At 66.4% G+C, this 23501-nt stretch carries 17 protein-coding genes and 2 pseudogenes; 9 read left to right on the forward strand and 10 right to left on the reverse strand.

What is annotated here, in order from left to right; all coding sequences use genetic code 11:
* Positions 1 to 102: 102 nt before the first annotated feature.
* The 5 genes from ACIGKQ_RS18915 to ACIGKQ_RS18935 all read right to left on the reverse strand — a co-directional run bounded on the left by ACIGKQ_RS18915 (position 103) and on the right by ACIGKQ_RS18935 (position 5881).
* On the reverse strand, positions 103 to 1518 hold the full coding sequence (locus tag ACIGKQ_RS18915) for a cytochrome P450 (RefSeq protein ID WP_235724876.1): 1416 nt from the start codon (positions 1516 to 1518) through the stop codon (positions 103 to 105).
* A gap of 178 nt (positions 1519 to 1696) precedes the next feature.
* Entirely contained in the window at positions 1697 to 4099 is a 2403-nt protein-coding gene (locus ACIGKQ_RS18920; RefSeq protein ID WP_396574678.1) for an ATP-binding cassette domain-containing protein, read from the reverse strand.
* Positions 4100 to 4263: 164 nt separating this feature from the next.
* The gene (locus ACIGKQ_RS18925) at positions 4264 to 4674 is read right to left on the reverse strand and encodes a VOC family protein (RefSeq protein ID WP_235724771.1); all 411 of its coding nucleotides are present in this window, start codon (positions 4672 to 4674) and stop codon (positions 4264 to 4266) included.
* A gap of 5 nt (positions 4675 to 4679) precedes the next feature.
* Complete coding sequence (locus ACIGKQ_RS18930) at positions 4680 to 5132, reverse strand: helix-turn-helix transcriptional regulator (RefSeq protein ID WP_266063459.1); 453 nt, start codon at positions 5130 to 5132, stop codon at positions 4680 to 4682.
* A 53-nt stretch (positions 5133 to 5185) separates the two neighbouring features.
* On the reverse strand, positions 5186 to 5881 hold the full coding sequence (locus ACIGKQ_RS18935) for an HAD family hydrolase (protein WP_396574679.1): 696 nt from the start codon (positions 5879 to 5881) through the stop codon (positions 5186 to 5188).
* Between the two features lie 107 nt (positions 5882 to 5988).
* On the opposite strand from ACIGKQ_RS18935, the gene ACIGKQ_RS18940 reads away from it, so the two are divergent.
* Positions 5989 to 6990, forward strand: coding sequence for a TIGR03557 family F420-dependent LLM class oxidoreductase (locus tag ACIGKQ_RS18940; protein ID WP_328715786.1), 1002 nt, complete (start codon positions 5989 to 5991; stop codon positions 6988 to 6990).
* A gap of 185 nt (positions 6991 to 7175) precedes the next feature.
* Positions 7176 to 8699: a catalase gene (locus tag ACIGKQ_RS18945; RefSeq protein WP_266063457.1), complete on the forward strand. Its 1524-nt coding sequence runs from the start codon at positions 7176 to 7178 to the stop codon at positions 8697 to 8699.
* 51 nt (positions 8700 to 8750) lie between these two features.
* Here ACIGKQ_RS18945 and ACIGKQ_RS18950 read toward each other — a convergent pair whose 3' ends face one another.
* Positions 8751 to 9497: a hypothetical protein gene (locus ACIGKQ_RS18950; protein WP_396574680.1), complete on the reverse strand. Its 747-nt coding sequence runs from the start codon at positions 9495 to 9497 to the stop codon at positions 8751 to 8753.
* Positions 9498 to 9693: 196 nt separating this feature from the next.
* Here ACIGKQ_RS18950 and ACIGKQ_RS18955 point away from each other — a divergent pair, with 196 nt between their 5' ends.
* From ACIGKQ_RS18955 to ACIGKQ_RS18985, 7 genes and pseudogenes are all read left to right on the forward strand, one after another.
* The gene (locus tag ACIGKQ_RS18955; protein ID WP_396574693.1) at positions 9694 to 11553 is read left to right on the forward strand and encodes a peroxidase family protein; all 1860 of its coding nucleotides are present in this window, start codon (positions 9694 to 9696) and stop codon (positions 11551 to 11553) included.
* Positions 11550 to 12663: pseudogene (locus ACIGKQ_RS18960) on the forward strand (catalase family protein). Before ACIGKQ_RS18955 ends, ACIGKQ_RS18960 begins: the two are co-directional and overlap by 4 nt.
* A gap of 172 nt (positions 12664 to 12835) precedes the next feature.
* Positions 12836 to 15138: pseudogene (locus ACIGKQ_RS18965) on the forward strand (LuxR C-terminal-related transcriptional regulator).
* 118 nt (positions 15139 to 15256) lie between these two features.
* Positions 15257 to 16378 carry an NAD(P)/FAD-dependent oxidoreductase gene (locus tag ACIGKQ_RS18970; protein ID WP_396574681.1) on the forward strand — a complete coding sequence of 374 codons (1122 nt, stop codon included), beginning with the start codon at positions 15257 to 15259 and terminating at the stop codon, positions 16376 to 16378.
* Positions 16379 to 16422: 44 nt separating this feature from the next.
* Entirely contained in the window at positions 16423 to 17454 is a 1032-nt protein-coding gene (locus tag ACIGKQ_RS18975; RefSeq protein WP_396574682.1) for an LLM class F420-dependent oxidoreductase, read from the forward strand.
* An 8-nt stretch (positions 17455 to 17462) separates the two neighbouring features.
* Positions 17463 to 18377: a DUF1295 domain-containing protein gene (locus ACIGKQ_RS18980; RefSeq protein ID WP_266063454.1), complete on the forward strand. Its 915-nt coding sequence runs from the start codon at positions 17463 to 17465 to the stop codon at positions 18375 to 18377.
* On the forward strand, positions 18374 to 19552 hold the full coding sequence (locus tag ACIGKQ_RS18985) for an FAD-dependent oxidoreductase (protein WP_396574683.1): 1179 nt from the start codon (positions 18374 to 18376) through the stop codon (positions 19550 to 19552). Before ACIGKQ_RS18980 ends, ACIGKQ_RS18985 begins: the two co-directional genes overlap by 4 nt.
* On the opposite strand, the gene ACIGKQ_RS18990 is transcribed toward ACIGKQ_RS18985, so the two are convergent.
* The 4 genes from ACIGKQ_RS18990 to ACIGKQ_RS19005 all read right to left on the reverse strand — a co-directional run bounded on the left by ACIGKQ_RS18990 (position 19549) and on the right by ACIGKQ_RS19005 (position 23424).
* The gene (locus ACIGKQ_RS18990; RefSeq protein WP_396574694.1) at positions 19549 to 21195 is read right to left on the reverse strand and encodes an FAD-dependent oxidoreductase; all 1647 of its coding nucleotides are present in this window, start codon (positions 21193 to 21195) and stop codon (positions 19549 to 19551) included. The two genes, ACIGKQ_RS18985 and ACIGKQ_RS18990, sit on opposite strands and share 4 nt — an antisense overlap.
* A gap of 102 nt (positions 21196 to 21297) precedes the next feature.
* A complete protein-coding gene (locus tag ACIGKQ_RS18995; protein ID WP_396574684.1) occupies positions 21298 to 21957 on the reverse strand; it encodes a VOC family protein in 660 nt (219 codons plus the stop codon).
* Entirely contained in the window at positions 21954 to 22361 is a 408-nt protein-coding gene (locus tag ACIGKQ_RS19000) for a hypothetical protein (protein ID WP_328715778.1), read from the reverse strand. Before ACIGKQ_RS19000 ends, ACIGKQ_RS18995 begins: the two co-directional genes overlap by 4 nt.
* Positions 22362 to 22458: 97 nt before the next feature.
* Positions 22459 to 23424, reverse strand: a complete 966-nt coding sequence (locus ACIGKQ_RS19005) for an oxygenase MpaB family protein (protein WP_396574685.1) — start codon at positions 23422 to 23424, stop codon at positions 22459 to 22461.
* Positions 23425 to 23501: the final 77 nt, after the last annotated feature.

Genomic DNA, 23501 nt, shown 5'->3' on the forward strand with positions numbered 1-23501 from the left:
GGTCAGACGGGGACCGCCTCACCGCAAGGCGAGGCTGCCTGATGACACCGCAGACACAGCAGCAATGCTCACGTTTGCTCACCAGAAGGCAACGGCACCAGCTCAGGCGCGCGGCGGCACCTCGTGCATCACCCGACGACGCATGTCGATCGGCAATCCGTCTGCGGGGGTCGGTCCGGTGCCGTAGGTCAGATCGAGTCGGTAATCGGCCGGAACGGACCACTCGAAACGCTGCAGCAACTGGTGCATGATCGCCTTGACCTCCATGCCACCGAAGTAGAGGCCGATGCACTTGTGGGCGCCGCCACCGAACGGTGCCCACGCGAATCGATGGACCTTGTCCTCGCGGCGCTCTGGGGAGAACCGGTCCGGATCCCAGTGGGTCGGGTTGGGCCACCACTCCTCGCGCAGCATCGATGCCCACGGATGGATGCTGACCAGGGTGCCCTTGGGCACGTAGTGCCCGAGGATGTCGGTGTCGGCCACCGTCTTTCGGAACAACATGCCCACCGGCGCGTTGATGCGGAGCGTCTCCTTGAAGGCCAGGTCGAGGCTGGGCAGTTTGTCGAGGTCGTCGTAGTCGATGGTTGATTTGCCCAGCGCCAGCGATTCGTCGCGGAGTCGCTGCTGCCACTGCGGGTGGCGACCCAGGAAATAGGTCATCATCGACAAGGCGATGGTGCTGGTGTCGTGGGCGGCCATCATCACGAAGATCATGTGGTTGACGACGTCCTCGTCGCTGAACGAATTGCCGTCCTCGTCCTGGCTGTGGCAGAGCACGCTGAACAGGTCGTCGCCGTCACCGGCGCGACGAGCGGCGATCTCCGAACGGAAGTAGTGCTGCAACGCTTCTCGTCCACGCAGCCCCCGCGCCCAGGTCCAGTCGCGGACGTCCGCGCGCACCATTGCCTGTCCGCCGCGGACCGCGGCCTCGAAGGCGCTCTCGAGGCGATGCGTTTCGCTCTCGTTGAGTGACGCACCCATGAAGACTTCGGTGGCCAACGACAGAGTGAGGTCCTTGGTACGTGAGTACATGGGGAACCCGGCGCCCACGTCCCAGTTCGCCAGGGTCTTCTCGATGTGCGGTGTCATCATGTCGAGATATCCGTTGAGTCGAGGCCTGGTGAAGGCCTGCTGCAGGATTCGACGGTGATGCATGTGCTCCTCGAAATCCATCAACATGATGCCGCGACGGAAGAAGGGGCCGATCATCGGTTCCCAGCCCTGCTCGCTGGAAAATGCCTTCTCGCGGTTCATCCATCCGCATTCGATGGCCTCGGGGCCGATGAGCGTCACGATGTTCATGTTGAGCGAACCCGACCACGAAACCGGGCCGTACTTCTCGTACCGCTCCATCGCGCTCGCGAGCGGGTCGGCGAGCGCTTCGAGTGTGTTGCCGAGAAACGGCATGCCCGCATCACCCATCACCGGCTTGAGGCCCGAACCGGCCGGCGGTTCGGCCAGCGGCCGCGGCTTACTCGGGTAGGCCTTGCTGACCTTGCCCAGCGTCGACTGCATCGTCTTCTTCGCGTTCACTCCAGCGCTCCCGCCCATGTCATCACCCCCGGTGCTCCGATCCCTCCGGACCGAGTAGCGCAGGAACGGAGCACCAAAGGAACGAATCGCTACAGATGTTTCAAAAGTAGTCTACGACGGGTATCCGGCCACGTCACCGAAATCTGCGAAGCACACCGAACTACTGCGTCGCGACGTAGTCGGCGAGGTGTGTGCCGGTCAGCGTTTTCGGATCGGCGATCAAGTCGGCCGGGGTGCCCTCGAAGACGATCCGGCCGCCGTCATGACCCGCACCGGGGCCGAGATCGACGATCCAGTCGGCGTGCGCCATGACCGCCTGGTGGTGCTCGATCACGATGACCGACTTCCCGCCGTCGACCAGTCGATCGAGCAACTCGAGCAGCTGTTGCACGTCGGCCAGGTGCAGGCCGGTGGTGGGCTCGTCGAGGATGTAGATGTCGCCCTTGTCTCCCATCTGAGCGGCGAGCTTCAGCCGTTGCCGCTCGCCACCAGACAGTGTGGTGAGCGGTTGACCGATGGTGAGGTAGCCCAGCCCGACGTCCCGCAGCCGGACGAGGATCTTGTGCGCCGCCGGGATCTTGGCGTCGGCCGACCCGAAGAACTCCTCGGCCTGCGTTACGGACATGGTGAGGACCTCGCTGATGTCCTTACCGCCGAATGTGTACTCCAGCACGTCGGCGGAGAACCGTTTGCTTTCGCACACCTCGCAGGGTGTGGCGACACCGGCCATCATCGCCAGGTCCGAGTAGATGACCCCTGCGCCGTTGCAGTTCGGGCAGGCACCTTCGGAGTTGGCGCTGAACAGTCCTGGTTTCACCCCGTTGGCCTTGGCGAACGCCTTGCGAATCGGATCGAGCAACCCCGTGTACGTGGCCGGGTTGCTGCGTCGCGACCCGCGGATGGCGCCTTGATCGATCGACACCACTCCGTCGCGAGTGGCCAGCGACCCGTCGATCAGCGAACTCTTGCCCGAGCCGGCCACCCCGGTCACCACAACCAGTACCCCGAGCGGGATGTCGACGTCGACGCCGCGCAGGTTGTGCATATCGGCGCCGCGAATCTCCAGGGCGCCGTCGGACGTCCGCACCGACTCCTTGATCCGGGCTCGGTCGTCGAGGTGCCGGCCCGTTCGCGTGTCGGCCTGACGCAACTGCTCGACTGTCCCCTCGAAGACGATCTCGCCGCCGTCCCGTCCGGCGCCGGGACCGAGATCGACCACGTGGTCGGCGATCGCGATGGCCTCCGGTTTGTGTTCCACCACCAGCACGGTGTTGCCCTTGTCGCGCAATTGCCGGAGCAGGTCGTTCATCCGTGCGATGTCGTGCGGGTGCAGACCGATCGTCGGTTCGTCGAACACGTAGGTCACGTCGGTCAGCGAGGATCCCAGATGACGGATCAGCTTGGTGCGCTGTGCTTCTCCCCCGGATAGCGTGCCCGCCGGGCGTTCCAGGGACAGATAGCCCAGGCCGATGTCCACGAACGAGTCCAGCGTCTGGCTCAACGTACCGAGCAGGGGTTTCACCGAGGGTTCGTCGAGCTGACGCACCCATTCGGCGAGGTCGCTGATCTGCATGGCACACAGGTCGGCGATGCTCTTTCCGGCGATGGTGGAGCTGCGGGCCTCCGCGGTCAGCCGGGTCCCGTCACATTTGGGGCAGGTGGTGAAGGTGATCGCGCGATCAACGAAGGCACGGATGTGCGGCTGCATCGCCTCACGGTCTTTGGACAGGAACGACTTCTGGATCTGCGGGATGAGGCCGAGGTAGGTCAGATTGATCCCGTCCACCTTGATCTTGGTGGCCTCTTTGTAGAGCAGGTCGTCGAGTTGGCGCTTGGTGAACTTGCGGATCGGCTTGTCCGGATCGAACCAGCCACAACCCCGGAAGATGCGCCCGTACCAACCGTCCATGCTGTAGCCGGGGATGGTGAGTGCGCCTTCGTTGAGCGACTTGGAGTCGTCGTACAACGCGGTCAGGTCGAAATCCGAGACCGAGCCCCGTCCCTCGCAGCGCGGACACATGCCGCCGGTGATCGAGAAGCTGCGGCGCTCCTTGACCTTTCGACCGGCCTTCTCGACCGTCACCGCGCCGGCCCCGCTGATGGACGCCACATTGAACGAGAAGGCCTGCGGTGAGCCGATGTGCGGTGTGCCCAATCGGCTGAAAAGGATGCGCAGCATCGCGTTCGCATCGGTCGCGGTCCCGACAGTCGAACGCGGGTTGGCGCCCATTCGTTCCTGATCGACGATGATCGCGGTGGTCAGTCCCTCGAGGACGTCGACGTCGGGCCGCCCCAGATTCGGCATGAAACCCTGGACGAACGCGCTGTAGGTCTCGTTGATCATCCGTTGTGATTCGGCGGCGATCGTGCTGAAGACCAGCGAACTCTTCCCCGACCCGGAGACGCCGGTGAACACGGTCAGTCGACGCTTGGGGATCTCCAGGCTGACGTCTTTGAGGTTGTTCTCGCGCGCTCCGGTGACCCGGATCAGGTCGTGGGTGTCGGCGACGTGGGTGTCAGGCGACGTGGGTGTGGATCGTGACGTCGTGCTGGGGGCGCTCACAGGATCTCCATCTGGTCGGGTCGGCGCACGTGGTCAGGGCAACTCGTTGTGATGCACTGTCGGTCAGGGTCTCCGGTGGCGTCTGGTGGCTTGGCGTCGACAGGTGTTCGACGACGGCATGCCCGGTTCGGTATCCACACATCTTCGTGGCGGCGGGACTGTGGTCACTGCAGTTGGTCGATACGGATCAGGTTGCCCGCCGGATCGCGGAACGCGCAGTCGCGGACTCCGTACGGCTGATCGGTGGGTTCCTGCAGCACCTCGGCGCCGGCGGCCTCGAGCTTCTCGAACAGTCCGTCGAGGTCATCTGTGGCCAGGGTGACCGCGCCGAAGCTGCCCTTGGCGATGAGGTCGAGAATCACCCGCCGTTCGTCGTCGGTGATCCCGGGATCCGCGGCAGGTGGGTGCAGCACGATCGAGGTCTGCGGTTGATCCGGTGGTCCTACGGTCAGCCACCGCATCCCCTCGTATCCGACGTCTTTGCGAACCTCGAATCCGAGGATGTCCCGATAGAACCCGAGGGCGGCGTCCGGATCGGTCTGCGGCAGGAAAGTGTACTGGATGACGATGCTCATGGGACTCACGCTAGACGCGGAGAACGGCTCGCGGCTTCTCGATTCCTGACCGGTCTGGTGACCTGTTTGGCCAGACACGCCGGTATCCCCGCGGTGGATTCGGCCCCGCTCTCCCGTTCCCGGTAGACACTCGGGGGCACACCGACGAGTTCGGTGAATCGGGTACTGAACGTGCCCAGCGACGAACAGCCGACCGCGAAGCAGACGTCGGTCACGGTCAGATCGCCCCGCCGCAGCAGTGCCATGGCACGTTCGATGCGCCGTGTCATCAGGTACGAGTACGGGGACTCGCCGTAGACCCGTCGGAACTCGCGGCTGAGGTGTCCGGCGGACATGTGGGCGCCACGGGCCAATGCTTCGACGTTCAACGGCTCGGCGTAGTCGCGATCGATGCGATCGCGAACGCGTCGCAGCCGCGCGAGGTCGCGCAGGCGATCGGCTTCAGACGACTCGGACACGTTGTGATCGTGCCATGCCCACAGCCTGTTGCCCAGGTTCGAACGAGCCGCCGTCAGAGCAACCAGTGGCGGGTGGCCAGCTCACCCACGTCGTCGACCACTTCCACCGCGCCGGCCGCCGTCAGTTCGGCTTCGGAGAAGCCGCCGCTGCGGACCGCCACACACCTGGCGCCGAGCCGGTTGGCCGATTCGACATCCCACACCGTGTCGCCCACCACCACCGCGCCGGCGCCGCCGGCGCGCTGCAGTGCCGTCGCCAGAATGTCCGGCTCGGGCTTGGATCGGTCCACATCCTCCGACGAGGTGACTGCCGCCAACTCGTCGCCGGTCATCCCGAGCATCCGCAGCGCGGCCTCGGTGAACTCTTCGGCTCCGGACGAGGCAAGCGCCACCCGGTGGCCGGCCTGCTGTAGCTGATCGATCAACGTGCGGGCACGCGGAAACACCCTGACCTCGGGGAGCAATTGCCGGTAGCGATCGGCCCAGTCCGCCCGCAACTCGTCGCCGAGCCGGTCCTCGACATCCCGGCCGCAGACCTCGCCGACCAGGAGGTCACCGCCCATGCCGACGGTTCGATGCACCCGCCACCAATCCGGGGCCAGGTCGTGGGCTGCAAAAGCGCGTATCCAGGCCAGCGCATGAAAGTAGGTGGAATCGATGAGGGTGCCGTCGACGTCGAGCAGCACGGTGTCGGCGAGGGTGGACTCATCGCGGTCGGGTGATTCGCGGTGTCCGGATGCGTTCGTCATGCTCTCCCCTGGGTTTGGATGTCGACTCGAGGTGTTACCCCGTCGGTACTGCAGGCAATCACGGAGGACGACTGATTCCTCCGATGCTCGACGAAGGAGCGCACCCCATGCCCACACGCTTCGGCTACACATTGATGACCGAGCAGGCCGGACCCAAAGAACTCGTCCGGTACGCGGTCGGCGCCGAGGAGGTGGGCTTCGACTTCGAGGTGTCCAGCGACCACTACTTCCCGTGGCTGTCGGCGCAGGGCCATGCGCCCTACGCGTGGAGTGTGCTCGGGGCGGTCGCACATGCGACCGAACGCGTGGACCTCATGACGTACGTCACCTGCCCCACCATTCGCTACCACCCCGCCGTCGTCGCGCAAAAGGCGGCCACCCTGCAGTTGCTCGCCGACGGGCGGTTCACCCTCGGCCTCGGAGCCGGTGAGAACCTCAACGAGCACGTCGTCGGGGAAGGCTGGCCGGCCGTCGCCGACCGTCAGGCGATGCTCGCCGAGGCGATCGAGATCATCCGCGCGTTGCACACCGGGGACCTCGTCGACTTCCGTGGCGACTACTTCCAGGTGGACGCCGCGCGCATCTGGGATCTGCCCGAGACGGTGCCGCTGGGCGTGGCCGTGTCCGGCGCGCAGGGCATCGAGGAGTTCGGTCCGCTCGCCGACCACCTGATCGCGGTCGAACCGAATCCGGGTCTTGTCGACACCTGGAACGCGACGGACGGCACCGGGACGATCGGCATCGACAGCCGCGCGATCGGTCAGATCCCCATCTGCTGGGATCGTGATCGCGATGCCGCGGTCGCCCGAGCCCACGATCAGTTCCGCTGGTTCAGCGGCGGGTGGGATGTCAACGCAGACCTGCGGACCACCGCCGGGTTCGCCGCGGCGACCCAGTACGTTCGACCCGCGGATGTGGCCGAATCGATTCCGTGCGGGCCCGATCTCGACGCCGTCGTCGACGCCGTGCGACCTTTCTGGGAAGCGGGATTCACCGATATCGCACTTGTCCAGATCGGTGGCGAATCGCAAGCCGAGTTCCTCGAGACGGCCGCAAAACCGTTGCTGGACAAGCTCCGTTCCGCCGCGTCGGGAGGTGGGGCCCAGTAGTGTGATCACACGACGGCAAGCAAAGCGGTTCGATTGCAACATCATTCACACCCAATCCGTCGACGGGCCCGGAAACCCACGACCGCGCGACACGCGGCCGGGGTAGCATCGGCCGAGGACCTCAAACAGCTCGGGTCCACACAACTGCACAGCCCTTAGGCGGATGAGACCTTCTCGGAGGCGATATGTCCGACGACAACACGTCGATCTACACAACCCGGGATTCCGGGGCACCGGCCGGCAGCGACGAGCATTCGCTGACCGTCGGCGCCGGTGGGCCCATCGTCCTGCACGATCACTATCTGATCGAGCAGATGGCACAGTTCAATCGTGAGCGCATCCCCGAACGCCAGCCCCACGCCAAGGGCAGCGGTGCGTTCGGCACATTCGAGACCACCGCGGACGTGTCGCAGTACACCTGCGCGGGGTTGTTCCAACCCGGTGTCAAGACCGAGATGGTGGCTCGCTTCTCCACCGTTGCCGGTGAACGCGGCAGCCCCGACACCTGGCGCGACCCTCGCGGATTCGCACTGAAGTTCTACACCGACGAAGGAATCTACGACATGGTCGGCAACAACACGCCGATCTTCTTCGTCAAGGACCCGATGAAGTTCCAGCACTTCATCCGCTCACAGAAGCGTCGCGCAGACAACAATCTGCGCGACCACGACATGCAGTGGGACTTCTGGACGCTGTCGCCGGAGTCGGCGCATCAGGTCACCTGGTTGATGGGTGACCGGGGTATCCCCAAGACGTGGCGGCACATGAACGGTTATTCATCGCACACCTACCTGTGGGTCAACGCCGAAGGTGTGAAGCACTGGGTGAAGTACCACTTCATCTCCGATCAGGGTGTGGAGTTCTTCACGCAGCACGAAGGCGACCAGATGGCCGCGGCCGACACCGACTTCCACACACGGGATCTGTTTGAGTCGATCGCCGCGGGCGATCACCCGAGTTGGACCCTCAAGGTGCAGTTGATGCCGTATGAGGACGCCACCGGTTACCGGTTCAATCCCTTCGATCTGACCAAGGTGTGGCCGCACGGTGATTACCCACTGCACGAGGTGGGAAAGATGACGTTGCACACCAATCCCACCGACAACCACGCCCAGATCGAGCAGGTCGCGTTCGAGCCGAACAACGTGGTGCCGGGAATCGGCTTCAGCCCGGACCGGATGCTGCTGGGCCGGGTGTTCTCTTACGCCGACGCACATCGTGCGCGTCTCGGCGGCAACTACAAGGAGATCCCGGTCAATCGGCCGCGCAACGAGGTGCACAGCTACACCAAGGACGGCCACATGCGGATCACCCCCGTGTCCGATCCGGTGTATGCGCCGAACTCCAAGGGCGGGCCGGCCGCGAGCTACGCAGGCCAGGGCGAGCCGCAGTGGGCAGCGGACGGCGACATCGTCCGTAGTGCATATGTGGACCACCCCGAGGACGACGATTGGGGGCAGGCGGGCACGATGGTGCGCGAGGTGCTCGACGATGCGGCACGCGAACGCCTGGTCGACAACGTCGTGGGCCATCTGCTCAACGGTGTGTCCGAGCCGGTCCTGGCCCGGGCGTTCGAATACTGGTCCCGAATCGACCCCGACATCGGTGCTCGCATCAAGTCCGGCGTGACCGAGAAGAAGGACCAGCCCGACCCCAAGGTCGACGAGCAGGGCAACCCCGCCCGTAGCTCGATGCAGGCCAAGGTCTGACGGACTAGTCGAACGGGTGGTGTGGCAGGAGGCCGCACCACCCGTTTCGTATCAGGAGGTCGCTCTCAGCGCCGTCATCACGCGGTGGGTCTTGGATTCCCGGAAATCCGCGATCGACAGGGCGCGCCGGGTCACCGTCGCGCGGATCGCTCGGTGCGCGGACATCGCTCGGACCTCGAACTGTGCTGCGGTCTCGCCAGGGTGCGGCTGCAGGCGCAGCGCGAGTTCGAGCAGGTCGACGTCGGCGACCGACCACCTCTCCACCTGAACCGAGCAACCGTCGAGGTCCACCTCGGGCCAGGTCTGGCAGGTCACCGGTCCCAGCGTTCCCAGATGGTCGATGGGTATCCCGCGCGGAGTACAGGTGACCACGAATTGTCGCTGCGCCGCGTCGAGGATGTGTGCCGGATCCGCGCCGTCGCGCAGCGCGGTCGCCACCGAGCCCGGCGGACGACGACTGATCGCCGCGGCCGCGACCTCTCGACGCTCCCCACACCAGTCCCGTTCGAGTCGATAGGAGAAATGTGTCTCCTCGAACGGGGCACGCCACCGTCCGACCAGACGATCGGTGTCGCATGGCCGCACCCCGACGGTGACGTCGTCCCGATCGCCGCTGCGCAGGCGGATCGTGAGACGACCGGCCAGCAGCGGGAGTGCACCCACATCGTCACGTGCCCGCGCCTCGGCGAACCACATGTCACGCCACAGCGGTGGCGAGTCGAGCAGATCCAGCGCCACCAGCGAATCGGTCACCGGGGACGCCACGTTCACCTTGATCTCGACGGGTGCGATCACCATTGCACCTTTCTCTCAGCGGCCGCGCGGCCGCGACCTCCTTCATCGTCATCGGCGGTGTCGGTGACGACACGAGTACGTCGCTACCTGAGTGCGGCATCGATCCGCGGGCCGGGTGCGAGTACTTCGAGTAGTCGATTACTCGTGCCGTTCGGTCGACGTGCCCGCATACTCGGAACCGGACGAGTCGGAGGTGATCATGGTCGGGATGATTCGCTCGGTGCGCACATCCGCGCGTCGCACCGCGGGTGCGGAACCGACACCCCGTCGACGGAGCGCCACCGCTCGTGGACTCGCGCAGACTGCAGAACGTGTCGATCGCGTGGTCGGTTGGTCCCGATTGTGGTCGCCGGTCGGGCTCGCCGTGCTGGTGGGACTGCGCAGCCAGCTGCGCGCGTACAACCTCGTCGACACGGGCCGACCGGGCGCCCGGCTACCGGTCGGCACGCCGGACGAGCACCGGGCGCGGAGCGTGGACGGCACCTACAACGATCTCGGCGAGCCTCGTGCGGGTTCGGCCGGGAGCCGGTTCGGCCGCAACGTGCCGTTAGCGCGCACCGCACCCGAGAACGCTGATGACATCTGCGAACCAAATCCTCGACTGGTCAGCCGAAGGCTGTTGACCCGTCGCGAGTTCCGCCCGGCCACCACGCTCAATCTGCTGGCAGCAGCCTGGATTCAGTTCGAGGTGCACGATTGGTTCAACCACGCGCCACAGGCCGGAAATCCGTGGCGCATCCGGCTACCCGACGGTGACGACTGGCCGCATGACCCGATGACATTCGCGCGTACCGCGGTCGACCCGACCGGACCAGACGATCAACCGCCCGTGTTCGCCTCGACGGTGTCGCACTGGTGGGACGGCTCGCAGATCTACGGTGAGACGGCCGACTACGCGGAGAGCATCCGCACCCACGACGGTGGGCGGATCGCGCTCGACGACGTCGGGTTGCCGCCCGTGGAGACCGAGGCACTGCTCGACCCGAATGGTCAGGCCGCCAATTTCTGGGTGGGTCTTGCCCTGTTGCACTCGTTGTTCTTGCGCGAGCACAACGCGATCGCCAACCGGTTGGCGTCCGCCTACCCCGCCATGACCGATCAACAACTGTACGACACCGCCCGATTGGTGAACGCGGCGTCGATGGCCAAGATCCACACCTTGGACTGGACCCCGGCGATCATCGCGCATCCGACCACGGTTGCGGCGATGCGCGGCAACTGGTTCGGACTTCTCGGCGAGCGGATGTCTGGACGCATCGCATGTTTCACCGACAACGAGCTCCTCTCCGGCATCCCCGGCTCGGCGACCGCCGACAACGGCGTGCCGTTCGCCCTCACCGAGGAGTTCGTCGCCGTCTACCGCATGCATCCGCTGCTACCCGACACGGTGGCGTTCCGCAGTGGACTCGACGACCGCGTCGTGGCGCGGCACGCGATGGCCGATCTGCTCGCCGCGGACGTACGACGACATCTGACGTCGAACACCGCCGCCGATCTGCTCTACTCGTTCGGGCGCGCACACCCGGGTGAACTGTCGTTGCACAACTTCCCGCGTTCCCTGCAGAACCTGGCACGACCCGACGGGACGCCGATCGACCTCGCCACCGTGGACATCATGCGGGTCCGCGAACGCGGAGTGCCGCGTTACAACGATTTTCGCCGCGCCCTGCGGATGGCACCGGTGACGACGTTCCGTGAACTCACCGGTGACGACGCGACCGCCACCGAATTGGCGGAGATCTACGGCGACATCGAGCGGCTGGATCTGATGATCGGACTCTACGCCGAAGCCAAGCCGCCCGGATTCGGCTTCAGCGACACCGCCTTCCGGATCTTCATCCTGATGGCTTCGCGCCGCCTGTCCTGTGATCGCTTCTTTACCAGCGATTTCCGCCCCGAGGTGTACACCGAGGTCGGTATGGCATGGGTCCGGAACTCGCCGATGCGCTCGGTCCTGCTGCGTCATCATCCGATCCTGACACCTGCGTTGCGCTCAGTTGCCAATCCATTCGCCCCCTGGAGATCCGCAGCGGCATCGAGAGAGGACCGATCCCCATGACCGACAGCGTCTCCGGCGGCCGGACGTATGTGCGTTTCCACGAGGACATCGAATCCCCGCGGGCCGACGAGGCCGACGACATCGAGAAGATCGTGCGCGTACTGCGCGCGAACAACGAGCGCGCATATCGCGTGTACAAGCGAGGGTTGCGCGACGCGCACGCGAAGGGTCACGGCATCCTGCGCGGCACACTGGCGGTACTCGACGAACTGGACCCGGAGCTCGCGCAGGGAATGTTCGCCGCGCCTGGGACCTACTCGGTGATCGCACGACTGTCGAGCACGTCCGGGGCGATCCGCAGCGACCAACTGCGTGGAGTTCGGGGACTCGGCATCAAGGTGATCGGCGTATCGGGGCCGCGCGCGCTTCCCGACGACACCGCGCGGACCCAGGACTTCATCATGGTCACCCATCGCGAATTCCTGTTCGCCGACGCGCACGCATACAGCCGCAGTGGGATGTGGACGGCGTGGGCACTGGCCCGGCTGTCCGATCCGGCACTGCGACTCGGCAGTGAGGCACTCGACGCGCTGAACAAGCACGTGTTGCCCCGGTTCGGGCGCAGGCTGCCCGACAACCTGGCGGTGTTCGTGCAACCGAACACCCATATCCTCGGTGACACCTTCCACACGTCGGCGCCGCTGCGCCATGGTGACCACATCGCCAAGATGCGTCTGATCCCACGGTCACCGGAGGTGCGTGCGCTCGCGGGCGCGCCGATGCCGCCCAACGGTGAGGTCAATGCCTTCGCCGAGTCGGTGATCGACTTCTTCGCCTGCCACGGGGCCGAATACGAACTACAAGTGCAGTTGTGCACAGACCTCGCGGAGATGCCGATCGAGGATGCGACAAAGGAATGGGACGCCGCGCGCTCGCCGTATCGTACCGTCGCGCTCCTCCGATATCCCGTGCAGGACACCTATACCCCGCAGCGCCGGGCGTTCGGCGACGAGGTGCTGTCGTTCAACTCGTGGCGGGGTCTCGACGCACACCGCCCGCTCGATCAACCGGCTCAAGCGGCGTGTGTACGACGCGTCGAGTCAGTATCGTCATCGCGTCAATCACGCCCCGATGCTCGAACCCGCCGACGAATCGGAGCTGCCGATCTGACCAGCCGGTGACCGACCGCCGACGACGCCGTGACCCGACGACCAACACCTGGCGACCGATCCGTGTCCCGATCTGCCGTGCCAGGTCACAACCAGTCGTGCGGCGCTTTCGCGTTCATCACAGTGGTCGTTCACGACGCCGCAGCGGCGCGCGGCACCTATACTCAGGACGCATGGACGGCGGTTGGCAGCTGCTCGGCCGGCCCTCCGAACATCAGGCGATCCTTTCCGCCCTGACCGACGGGGGAAGCGGCGTCATGCTGGTCGGACCCCCTGGGGTCGGCAAGACGACATCGGCACGAACGGTGACCGATTCGCTGCGTGCCCCGGTGCACTGGGCAGCCTGCACGGAGTCCTCCCGGGCGATTCCACTGGGTGCTTTTGCGCCGTGGGTCCGTCTGTCGCCGAGCACCTCCCGCGATCCGATCGCCGCACTCGTGTCGGCGCGAGAGGCATTGATCGCCGAGCCGAACACCGCTCGCAGCCGCGAGACCGTCCCCGACGCCATCACGACGCTGTGGAAGGACGGGTATCTCACCCGGATCGAGCTCGACCCGCTGACCAAGGAGCAGTGCACCGAGCTGGTCGAGAAGGTGCTCGGCGGGACTCTCGAAGGTCTCAGCGCCGACGTGATCTGGGAATCGTCGGGTGGTAATCCCCTCTTCCTGCGGAACATGGTCGAGGGTGCGCTGGCGGCCGGAAACCTCACGGAGAACAACGAAGTCTGGCAGCTTCGTGGCCCCACCGCCGTGCCGTCGGGACTCGTGGCGTTGATCGACGAGCGACTCGATCGGGCCGGTGACGCCGTGGTGGATGCGTTGAAGTTGCTCGCATTGTACGAACCACTCGATCTCGACACGCTGGTCGAACTCGGACCCTGCGTTCACGGATCGTGGCGGTCCTGCGTGATCGTCCGATCACCTCGGCCGCCGAGCGGATCCGGCTCGCCCGGCTCTGCGTCGACGGTGATCAGGACATCGAGCCCAAGCTGTTGATCTCGGCCGCCAAAGATGCGGTGGCACTGACCAATCTCCCGCTCGGTGAACAGCTGGCCCGCGCCGCCCACGAACGCGGCGGCGGTGTCGCAGCAGCCGAACTGTTGTCGCGGGCACTGCTGTGGCAGGGCCGGTTCGCCGAATCCGATGAAGTGCTGGCCGGCTACGACCCGGACGATCTCGACGAACTGCAGTTGGTGCAGTGGGGCGTTCCGCGGATGAGCCGGCTGTTCTGGTCGATCGGCGACGTTGCGCAGAGTGGCCGGCTGTTGCAGCTGATGCGTGACAGGGTGGGCCATCGGGCGCTGCGCTTGGTCGTCGAGGCGGCCGAGAAGGTTCTCGCAGACGCCGAATCACCCTCTCAGGCAATAGACTTCGCGGCATTCGGCGCAGGTTTGGCGATGCCGGTCGCCGGTCGTGGACTGGATTTCGAGCCGATCGCGGCGCGATGCCGTCCGGAGCAGAAGGCCACCGACGGCATGATCAAGGTGATGATCCGCTACGGCGATGTGCTCGCGCTGGCGACTGTCGGTGACCTCGATGCGGCCGACCGCCGCGCCGTAGAGTACGCCGAGTTCTCGTCGTCCGGCCAGTTCGTCGGCTGGGCGATCGCCAAGATCATGGCGGGTCTCGTCGCGACCCACCGCGGTGCCTTCCGCACTGCGGCGACGGCGATCGAGCAGGCACTGGCGGCGCTCAACGCCGAGACATCCCTGCCGTGGCAGCTGCCCGCGCGGCTGATCCTGGTCCGGGCCTACGCTGCGCTCGGTGAGGTGGCGAAGGCGCAGCAGGTGATCGACGACGCGGAGGAACACTCCGGACCGCACCTGCGCCTTCACGAACCGCAACGCACGATCTCGCGTGCCTGGATCGCGGCATCGACCGGGAGCCCTCGGGAGGCGATCGAGTTGTGTGGTGAGGCTGCGGACTCGGCCCAGAGCTCGGGGCAGTATGCGGTAGCCGCCGAGGCGTTGCACCATGCGGCTCGGTTCGGCGACCGCCAGATCGCGCAGCGTCTCACCGACGTCGGCCGGTTGGTGCAGGGTCCGGTGGTCGGCTTCTATGTGCAGCATGCGGCCGCGGTCGCGAATGCGGACCCGGCCGCGCTCTGCGTGGTAAGTGGGCGGTTTGAACAGATCGGTCTGATGCTCTCGGCCGCCGATGCGGCCGCGCAGGCGGTTCCGTTGTACGACCGGGCCGGACGACGACGCGAGTGTGCTGAGGCGACCGCGCGCTCCGCACGGCTGGCCGCACGCTGCGACTCGGCGACGACACCGGCCATCCGTGCTGCCGCGCGGCCGCTGCCGGTCACCGCGCGGGAGCGGGAGATCACCGCGCTGGTGGCGCAGGGGCTCAGCAACCGAGAGATCGCCGAGCGCCTCACCGTGTCGATCCGAACCGTGGAGGGGCACATCTACCGCGCCTGCATCAAACTCGACGTCGCGGATCGGGACGCCTTGGCCCGCATCGTGTGGAATTAGGGTCCTTCGCGACGCCGCTGGGCAGGCACCGGGGCTCCTCACCGAACCGGCGGCCGCTCGCGTCACGAGCCAGTGGGTTACGCATCAGGCGGCTCGCGGGCCACTAGGCTGGCACACCGTGACAGAGTCCGTGGACGTCGTGGTGGTGGGTGCAGGTGTGATCGGCCTAGCCGTGGCGCGCCGGCTTGCCCGGGACGGTCTCAGCGTGGTGGTGGTCCTCGAGCGTGAGGACGCGATCGGCACCCAGACCAGTTCCCGCAACTCCGAGATCATCCACGCCGGGATCTACTATCCGTCGGGCAGCCTGAAGGCACGGATGTGCGTGGCCGGCCGCGAACTCCTGTATCGCTACTGCGCCGATCACGATGTCGCGCACCGTCGGACCGGCAAACTGATCGTCGCCACCGACACCGATCAGCTCGCCGCACTCGACGGTATCGCCCAGCGTGCGCGCGAGAACGGCGTCGACGATCTGCGACGGATCGGTCGGACCGAACTGGCGGAGATGGAGCCCGAGGTGTGCGGCGTGGCTGCGTTGTGGTCGCCGTCGACCGGAATCGTCGACGCCCATGGTCTGATGGGTGCGCTTCGCCGCGACGCCGAGCAGGCAGGAGCGGTGATCTCCTTGCGCAGCGACGTGACAGGGGGCCGCGTTCGACCGGATGGTCGGATCGAACTCACGGTCCGCGACATCGGTGCCATCGTCTGCGCGACGGTGGTCAACTGCGCGGGTCTGGGCGCCTGGGGGCTCGCGCGATCGCTGACCGGGTTCCCGGCCGAGCGGGTGCCGCTCCGGCACCTCGCCAAGGGGAGCTACTTCGGCTTGCGAGCCGGCCGAGCACCATTCGAGCGGTTGATCTATCCGGTGCCGGTGGACGGTGGCCTCGGCGTCCATCTGACCGTCGACCTCGACGGCATCGCACGTTTCGGTCCCGATGTGGAATGGGTCGCCCACGCTGAGCATGTCGTCGATCCGGCCCGGGCCGATGCGTTCTACGCCGCCATCCGCCGCTACTGGCCCGGATTGCCCGACGACGCCCTGCAGCCGGACTTCGCCGGCGTCCGACCGAAGCTGACCGGCCCGGGAGAACCGGCCGCCGACTTCCTGGTGCAGGGGCCGACCGACCATGGCGTCGCCGGTGTCGTCAACCTGTTCGGCATCGAGAGTCCGGGCCTGACGTCCTGTCTGGCGCTGGCTGCCCATGTTGCCGCGACGATCGACCGTGACCGGCTACGGTGAACTGCACGGAGCCGTCGCGACGGCGGTCTGATGTGGGGAGCAGCATGAAACTCGGGTTACAGCTGGGATATTGGGGTGCACAGCCGGCAACGAACCATGCCGAGCTGGTCCGGGCGGCCGAGGCCGCCGGATTCGACGCCGTCTTCACCGCCGAGGCGTGGGGATCGGATGCCTATACCCCCTTGGCGTGGTGGGGATCGTCAACCGAACGCGTCCGGCTCGGCACGTCGGTGCTGCAGCTGTCGGCACGTACCCCGACCGCCTGCGCGATGGCCGCACTCACCCTCGACCACCTGTCCGGTGGCCGCCACATCGTCGGGCTCGGTGTGTCGGGTCCGCAGGTTGTCGAAGGTTGGTACGGTCAACGATTCGCCAAGCCGCTCGCGCGAACCCGTGAGTACATCGACATCATGCGGCAGGTGTGGGCCCGCGAGGCGCCGGTCACCAGCACGGGCCCACACTATCGGTTGCCGCTGACCGGGGACGACGTCACCGGACTGGGTAAACCACTCAAGCCGATCACGCACCCGCTGCGTGCCGACATCCCGGTGATGCTGGGCGCCGAAGGCCCCAAGAACATCGCCCTGGCAGCCGAGATCGCCGACGGCTGGCTGCCGCTGTTCTACACGCCCCGACTCGCCGACACCTACAACGAGTGGCTTGACGAGGGATTCGCACGGCCGGGGGCCCGGCGCACGCGCGCCGACTTCGAGATCTGCGCCACCGCCCAGATCGTCATCACCGACGACCGGGCCGCCACCTACGAGGCGATCAAACCGTTCCTCGCGCTCTACATGGGCGGGATGGGCAGCGAGGACACGAATTTCCACGCCGAGGTGTATCGGCGGATGGGCTACGCCGACGTCGTCGACGAGGTGACCGCGTTGTTCCGCAGCAACCGCAAAGACGAGGCCGCACAGGTGATACCCGACGAAGTCGTGGCCGATTCGGCCATCGTCGGTGACATCGAACACGTGCGGTCGGAGGTCAAGCGGTGGGAGGCCGCCGGCGTCACCATGATGCTGGTGTCGCCCGGCAGCGTGCCCGAGATCGAGCAGCTGGCGACGCTCATCTGAGCAGCCAGATGTCGCGCCAATCGCCGTCGGGTCGGGTCACTGCACTCGTCCGGGTCACATTCGCCTACCTGCTCGCCATCGCGGTCGCGGTGCTGTGGTTGCTGTGGGGACCCGCGACCGGTGTGTTGTGGCTCGATACGTTGATCGCCGACCTGCTGGCCACGGTCGTCATCTTCGGTTTCAGCCGGGTCCACCACAACAGCAGCTTCTACGACGCGTACTGGAGCGTGATCCCGCCGCTGCTGCTCGGGTACTGGTGGTGGCAGTCAGACCTCGGCGTCGACGATCTCCGTACCTGGCTGTTGTTCATCGTGGTTGCGGTGTGGGCGGTCCGCTTGACCGCGAACTGGGTCGGTACGTTCCCCGGTCTGCACCACGAAGATTGGCGCTACGCACAGCTGCGCGCCGACGCCGGTCGGTGGGAGCTGCCGGTGGACCTGTTCGCCATCCATGTGATCCCGACCCTGCAGGTGTTCGCCGGGATGGTGCCGGCCTATGTTGCGGTGACCCACCCGGCCCAGGGCCCGACCTGGTTGGTCGTCGTGGCGTTCCTGGTGGGGTTGTCGGCTGTCGGACTCGAGACGATCGCCGATGGGCAGCTGCGCCGGTTCGTCCGGTCCGCTCGCGGCGGCGATGTGATGGATCGTGGCGTCTGGGGATGGTCGCGCCACCCGAACTATTTCGGTGAGTTCTCGTTCTGGTTCTCGCTCGCGCTGTTCGGGGTGGCGGCGTCTCCGGCGGACGCCTGGTGGCTGTTCATCGGCGCCGCGGTGATGCTCGCTCTGTTCGAGGGCGCGAGCATCCCGATGATGGAGCGGCGCAGCCTCGCCCGACGACCCGGCTACCAGTCGGTGATCGACCGGGTACCGCGGTTCGTGCCGCGGCCACCGCGCGCGGGCGGTGCCGTGCGGACTCGCCGATGAGCGCGCACCGACGGCGACCGCGGGTCGTGATCGCCGGCATGGGTGACAGCGGGTTGCTCACCGCGCTCCATCTGGCGCGTGGCAGATCGCCGGTTCCGTTGTCTCGGTCCGGTTCTCGGGCGGCTATCGACATCGTCGGGATCTCGTCGAAACCCGGGCTGCTCAGCGGGCAGGAACTGGGCACCCGGATTGCGCGACCCGACGTGTGGAGCCGCGATTATTGGATCGGGTTCGACCGCTTTCGCGGACTCGACCGGGTGCGGACCGTGCACGGCACACTCGTCGGTCTCGACACCGGTCAGCGGCGGGTGGAGGTTGTGCGCAGCGACTGCTCGACCGTCGCCGAACCCTACGACGTGCTGGTGATCTCCACTGGGGTGCGCAACGGCTTCTGGCGGCAGCCGACGCTGCAGACCGCGGCCGACATCGCCGACGACCTCAGGCGGACACATGCACGTCTGCGCGCTGCGACGAGCATTGCGGTGATCGGCGGTGGGGCGGCCGCGATCAGCAGTGCGGCCAACGTGGCCGCGGTATGGCCCAACAAGAACGTGCACCTGTACTTTCCGGGCTCCCGGGCGTTACCCGGTCATCATCCGCGGGTGTGGCAACAGGTGCGGGCCCGCCTCGAGGGCTATGGTGTCGAGCTGCACCCGGGGCATCGCGCCCGACTTCCCGCCGGCTCCGGGATCGACCACATCGGTACCGGACCCGTTCACTGGAGCACCGGTCAGCCATCGGCACATGCCGACGCCGTTGTCTGGGCGGTCGGAGCGGTGCGTCCGAACACCGAGTGGCTGCCCGCCGATCTGCTGGATGAACACGGGTTCGTCCGCGTCGACGACGATCTCGGCGTGACCGGGCACGAGCGCATCTTCGCGCTCGGCGATGTGGCGGCGACCGATCCCCTGCGCAACTCGGCGCGTAACCGGGCCGACCGACTGGTCGCACACAATGTGCGCGCCACACTGCGCGGTGGCCACCGGCGCCGTTATCGTCCTCGACAGCATCGCTGGGGGTCGGTTCTCGGTGTCCAGCGCGACGGACTGGAGATCTTCACCCCCGATGGTCGAGGGTTCCGGCTGCCCGCATGGTCGATCGACACCGTCCTGCAGCCTTGGATCGTCCGCCGCGGAATCTATCGCGGGGTGCGCGATCAGGAGTGGGAAGTCTAGGACGTCTGCGCTTCCCGCAGAGTGGCCAGCCAGGTGTGCACCAGCGGGACGACGCTGGCCCCTTCCCCACTGGCGGCGGCGACTCGCTTCATCGACCCCGAACGGATGTCACCGGCCGCGAACAGGCCGGGTTCGCTGGTGGTCAGTTCGGCAGGCGGAACGTCGCCAGGCCACCGCTGCCGGGGTACGTCGCGGCCGGTCAACACGAACCCGTCATCGTCACGCTCCACCACCTCGGGCAGCCAGTCGCAATGTGGGGAGGCACCCAGCAGCAGAAACAGTCCACCGGCCGCGCAGCGTTGCTCGCGTCCGGTGCGATTGTCGCGCAACATCACCCACTCCAGCCTGCCGGAACCACCACCGTCGACGACCTCGCTTGACCCGCGCACGGTGATGCGTGGATTGAATGCGATCTCCCCGACGAGATAGTCCGACATCGTCGAACTCAGATCCGGGCGCCGCACCACGATTGTGACTGAGCGCGCATGGCGCGCCAGGTGGATGGCTGCCTGACCGGCGGAGTTGCCGCCGCCGACCACGAAGACATCCTGCCCGTCCATCTCGCGTGCGGCGCTCATCGCGGCGCCGTAATGGACGCCGACACCGACGAGTTCCTCCAACGCGGCCACGCCGAGGCGTCGATAGGCGACGCCCGTACTGATGAGGACCGACCGAGCGCATACCTCGCCGCCGTCGGTCACGAGACGATAGGGCGCCAGCGCCTCCTCGATCAGCAGACGCTGCACCGGCCACCCGGTCAGGAACCGCGCGCCGAAACGCAGCGCCTGCGTCCGTGCCCGCTGCGCGAGTCGCATCCCGGAGATCCCGCGCGGGAACCCGAGATAGTTGCGGATCATCGAGCTGGCACCTGCCTGCCCGCCCACCGCCTCCGACTCGATGACGACCGTCCGCAATCCCTCGGAGGCGGCGTACACGGCGGCTGCGAGACCGGCCGGCCCGGCCCCCACCACGGCGAGGTCGACAACGGTGTCAACCGAGATGTCGGAGGGTCGGCCGTAGAGCAGCACCGCGACGTCACGGACCGACGTCGGCGCGATGACCGAGGTGGTGTCACCGCGCAGTGAATGGACCAGGGTGTCGGGAACTGGTGTGCGCGAATCGGTCCGGCTGAACAAGTCGATGGTGGCGCGGCCCTCCGGACTGTCCGGCATGTGCGTGCGGTACGGCATCCCCATCCGGTCGAGGAAGTCTCGGATGGACATGGTGAGCGCCGTGAGTTCGGTGCTGACGATCCGGATGACCTCCACTTCCGGTGCGGCGACCGTTGCTCCCCAGTCGGAGAGCAGTTCGGTGATGGCGTAGTGGAATTCTTCGTCGCGCGGGCCGCGCGGGATCAACAGAAATGTGTCGAACTTGCCCTTCTGCAGCGCGGGCCGCAGAGTCTCGGATCGCTCCATGAACACCGACCAGTGGATGCCTACCACTCGACGTGCGGTCGGCACGATACTCCGGAAGGTCGCGAGTGCCTCGAGCAGGTTCATGTCGGGCAATTCAGACTCGACCACGATCATCGCGATGGGCCGCCCGTCGCTACGCAGCCTGCTCAGCTGTGTGATCGCCTCGATTGCCGATGCCGCACAGGTGATGTCGTAGTCACGACGGTAGCGATCGAATTCGCCCATGAGGGTCGCGGCATGGCCGGAGGCCACCACGACGATCGATGGCGCACGTGAGTTGTCCGCAGCTGGCGTGGTCACCGAACCAGTCTCCCACCGACGGGGCGGTCAGGTCGGGCCGATCACCACGGTGCGGGTGGCCAGTGCGCGATCGCGGACGGTGAACAACCGCGTGCCGGGTTTCTGACCGATCCGGATCTCACTGATCGCCATGCCCACCGAGGTCAACCGGTCGTGGGTCACCGCGATATCGGGGGCAGACCACGCGAGGCCCCACAATCGGCACGTGGGCCCGTGGGCCGGATCGGCTCCGACCACGACCTCGACGACGAAATCGGCGGCGCGAAAGAACAGTTGGCGAGTATCGCCGCCGATGTGGCGATCCAGGCGGAAGTCGAGGTCAAGGGTGGCGCCGAAAAGCGCGAGCGCATGATCACGAGTCGGTGCTGTGAAGACGAGATGATCGAGCTTGGGGATGTCGGCATCCGGCCACAGCGGTAGGTCGATCCGATCGGTCACGTCGACGGGTTCGTCAGGGTCCAGGCCTCGGCGCTTGGTCAGTCGCTGCACGTCGGCGAGATTGTCGACGCCGAAGCTCACCCGGTGTCCTGCTGCCCCATCTCCGTGAACCCGCAGCGATCCGTTACCGAACCCGAACGCCCCGTCCGTGGACCCACGACCCAACAGAGACGTGTACACGGCGTGGGTCGCAGCGACGTCCGGTGACATCAGGTCGACGTCGACGCCGGTCGGCGGTGCTCCGTTCACGGCCGCAGCTTACTGGTGATGTGCCATGCGCCGCAGACACATCGGTAGCACCGCAGCGTCGGCCCGGAGCCGGTGTGGCGGCGGACGGCAACGATGCTCTCGCGGGCGAGTACGTCGGAGGCAAAGGCCACCTTGTCCGGGGTGGGGCACGTTCGCGGTGGGGCCGCTTTCGAGACGCCGGCGCGCCGACGCTTGCGAGCCGGAGTCGCGGCGGTTCGAGCTTCGATGGCGCGATAGAAGTTCTCGAGTTCGGCGTCGGTGAACGACGAGGACTCGGGCTGCCGGCCGTTGATGTCCTGCGGTTTCGACGGTTCGGGTCGCACTGGACGACCCGAACGGCGCTCGTCGGTGCGCTGCTCGATCTCACGATAGAACGCCTCGAGATCGTCGTCGGAGAACGGCACCCCACGAGTTTAGTGCGCCGCGCGCGCAGATCACCGTGTCAACTGATCACCGCCGCCCGGCCCATGGCTGCCGGTCGAGGCGATCCCGCATGTTGGCTCAGCCGGCGGCTTTCGCCACCTTGTAGGCCGCTCCGGCACCTTCCCGCTGCTTCATCTTCACGATCGCGTCGTGGTGACGTCGCGCGTGGTAGGCCAGCGGGAAGTAGGTCAACCGCTCGGGCAGTACGCGATAGGCGGCGCGAATCGCCGCGTGGATGCGCTCGAGTTCGCGCTGTTCGCCGTTGGTCCAGGTGACACCGAGGATCTCTCGGATGCGTGGGTCCATCACGCCGATGGTGGTCAGATAGTTCAACTTCTGGGCGGGCACCGAGGCATAGCGTGCGATGGTGTTGGCGAACCGGACCAACGGTGCGGGGACTGCGCCGTCGAGCCGCGGCGCCGTCTGCATCTGGCGGACCAGTTCCACCGCCGTCGGGTGGGCGACCAACACGTTGTCGATCATGTTGTCGAAGTAGGGGGTGAACTCCTCGATCGTCTGCGGGAACCCCTTCATGGGCACCTGCACGATCTTCGCGATCCGGACGTTGTCGCGGTACACCTCCTCCTCTTCGACCGGGGTGAACTCGCGACCGAGGACAAAGGGTGCTGCCGTCACCGACGTCGGAAAGGCAGTGGCGATGACCCACTGATAGGCCTCGGGGTTGAGCGCGCTGATGTGCTTGCCCTCCGCGTTGCGCATCTGTAGCGGCTGATGCATACGCCGCAGCCGTTTGCCCTCCTCGATGGCCTCCTGCCCGCCATACACCCAACGCATGACCGAGTCGATCGACCGGATGGCCCTACCCATCGGGTCCGTGCGGTACACCGAGTACTTGCCGACGACGTCACCGATGACCGGATGCATCACCTGCATCACGAACGCCGCACCGTTGACCGGCAGGAACGTGTAGCGGCCAACGAGTTCGGCGGTCAGTGAATCGGGAGAAATTAGTTCGATCTCGTCATCGCCGTGCGATATCACCGGTTCGTCGGCCAGCATCGGGGACGGTTGGGTGATTGTCATGTCGGACCTCCACGCGTTCTGACTCGTCTCAACGAGCGACCTCATTCTGAGGACTTATGTAGTCAGATTAACGTGTG

The organism is Gordonia sp. NPDC062954 (assembly GCF_044543825.1).
Taxonomy (GTDB): domain Bacteria; phylum Actinomycetota; class Actinomycetes; order Mycobacteriales; family Mycobacteriaceae; genus Gordonia; species Gordonia tangerina.

Excerpts from the sequence above, each read along its gene's own strand:
- ACIGKQ_RS18980 (WP_266063454.1), top strand. The coding sequence starts at position 17,463 with ATGTCGCGCCAATCGCCGTCGGGTCGGGTCACTGCACTCGTCCGGGTC.
- ACIGKQ_RS18985 (WP_396574683.1), top strand. The coding sequence starts at position 18,374 with ATGAGCGCGCACCGACGGCGACCGCGGGTCGTGATCGCCGGCATGGGT.
- ACIGKQ_RS19005 (WP_396574685.1), bottom strand. The coding sequence starts at position 23,424 with ATGACAATCACCCAACCGTCCCCGATGCTGGCCGACGAACCGGTGATA.
- ACIGKQ_RS18975 (WP_396574682.1), top strand. The coding sequence starts at position 16,423 with ATGAAACTCGGGTTACAGCTGGGATATTGGGGTGCACAGCCGGCAACG.
- ACIGKQ_RS18925 (WP_235724771.1), bottom strand. The coding sequence starts at position 4,674 with ATGAGCATCGTCATCCAGTACACTTTCCTGCCGCAGACCGATCCGGAC.
- ACIGKQ_RS18935 (WP_396574679.1), bottom strand. The coding sequence starts at position 5,881 with ATGACGAACGCATCCGGACACCGCGAATCACCCGACCGCGATGAGTCC.
- ACIGKQ_RS18940 (WP_328715786.1), top strand. The coding sequence starts at position 5,989 with ATGCCCACACGCTTCGGCTACACATTGATGACCGAGCAGGCCGGACCC.
- ACIGKQ_RS18990 (WP_396574694.1), bottom strand. The coding sequence starts at position 21,195 with ATGGGCGAATTCGATCGCTACCGTCGTGACTACGACATCACCTGTGCG.
- ACIGKQ_RS18945 (WP_266063457.1), top strand. The coding sequence starts at position 7,176 with ATGTCCGACGACAACACGTCGATCTACACAACCCGGGATTCCGGGGCA.
- ACIGKQ_RS18950 (WP_396574680.1), bottom strand. The coding sequence starts at position 9,497 with ATGGTGATCGCACCCGTCGAGATCAAGGTGAACGTGGCGTCCCCGGTG.
- ACIGKQ_RS18915 (WP_235724876.1), bottom strand. The coding sequence starts at position 1,518 with ATGCAGTCGACGCTGGGCAAGGTCAGCAAGGCCTACCCGAGTAAGCCG.
- ACIGKQ_RS18955 (WP_396574693.1), top strand. The coding sequence starts at position 9,694 with ATGGTCGGGATGATTCGCTCGGTGCGCACATCCGCGCGTCGCACCGCG.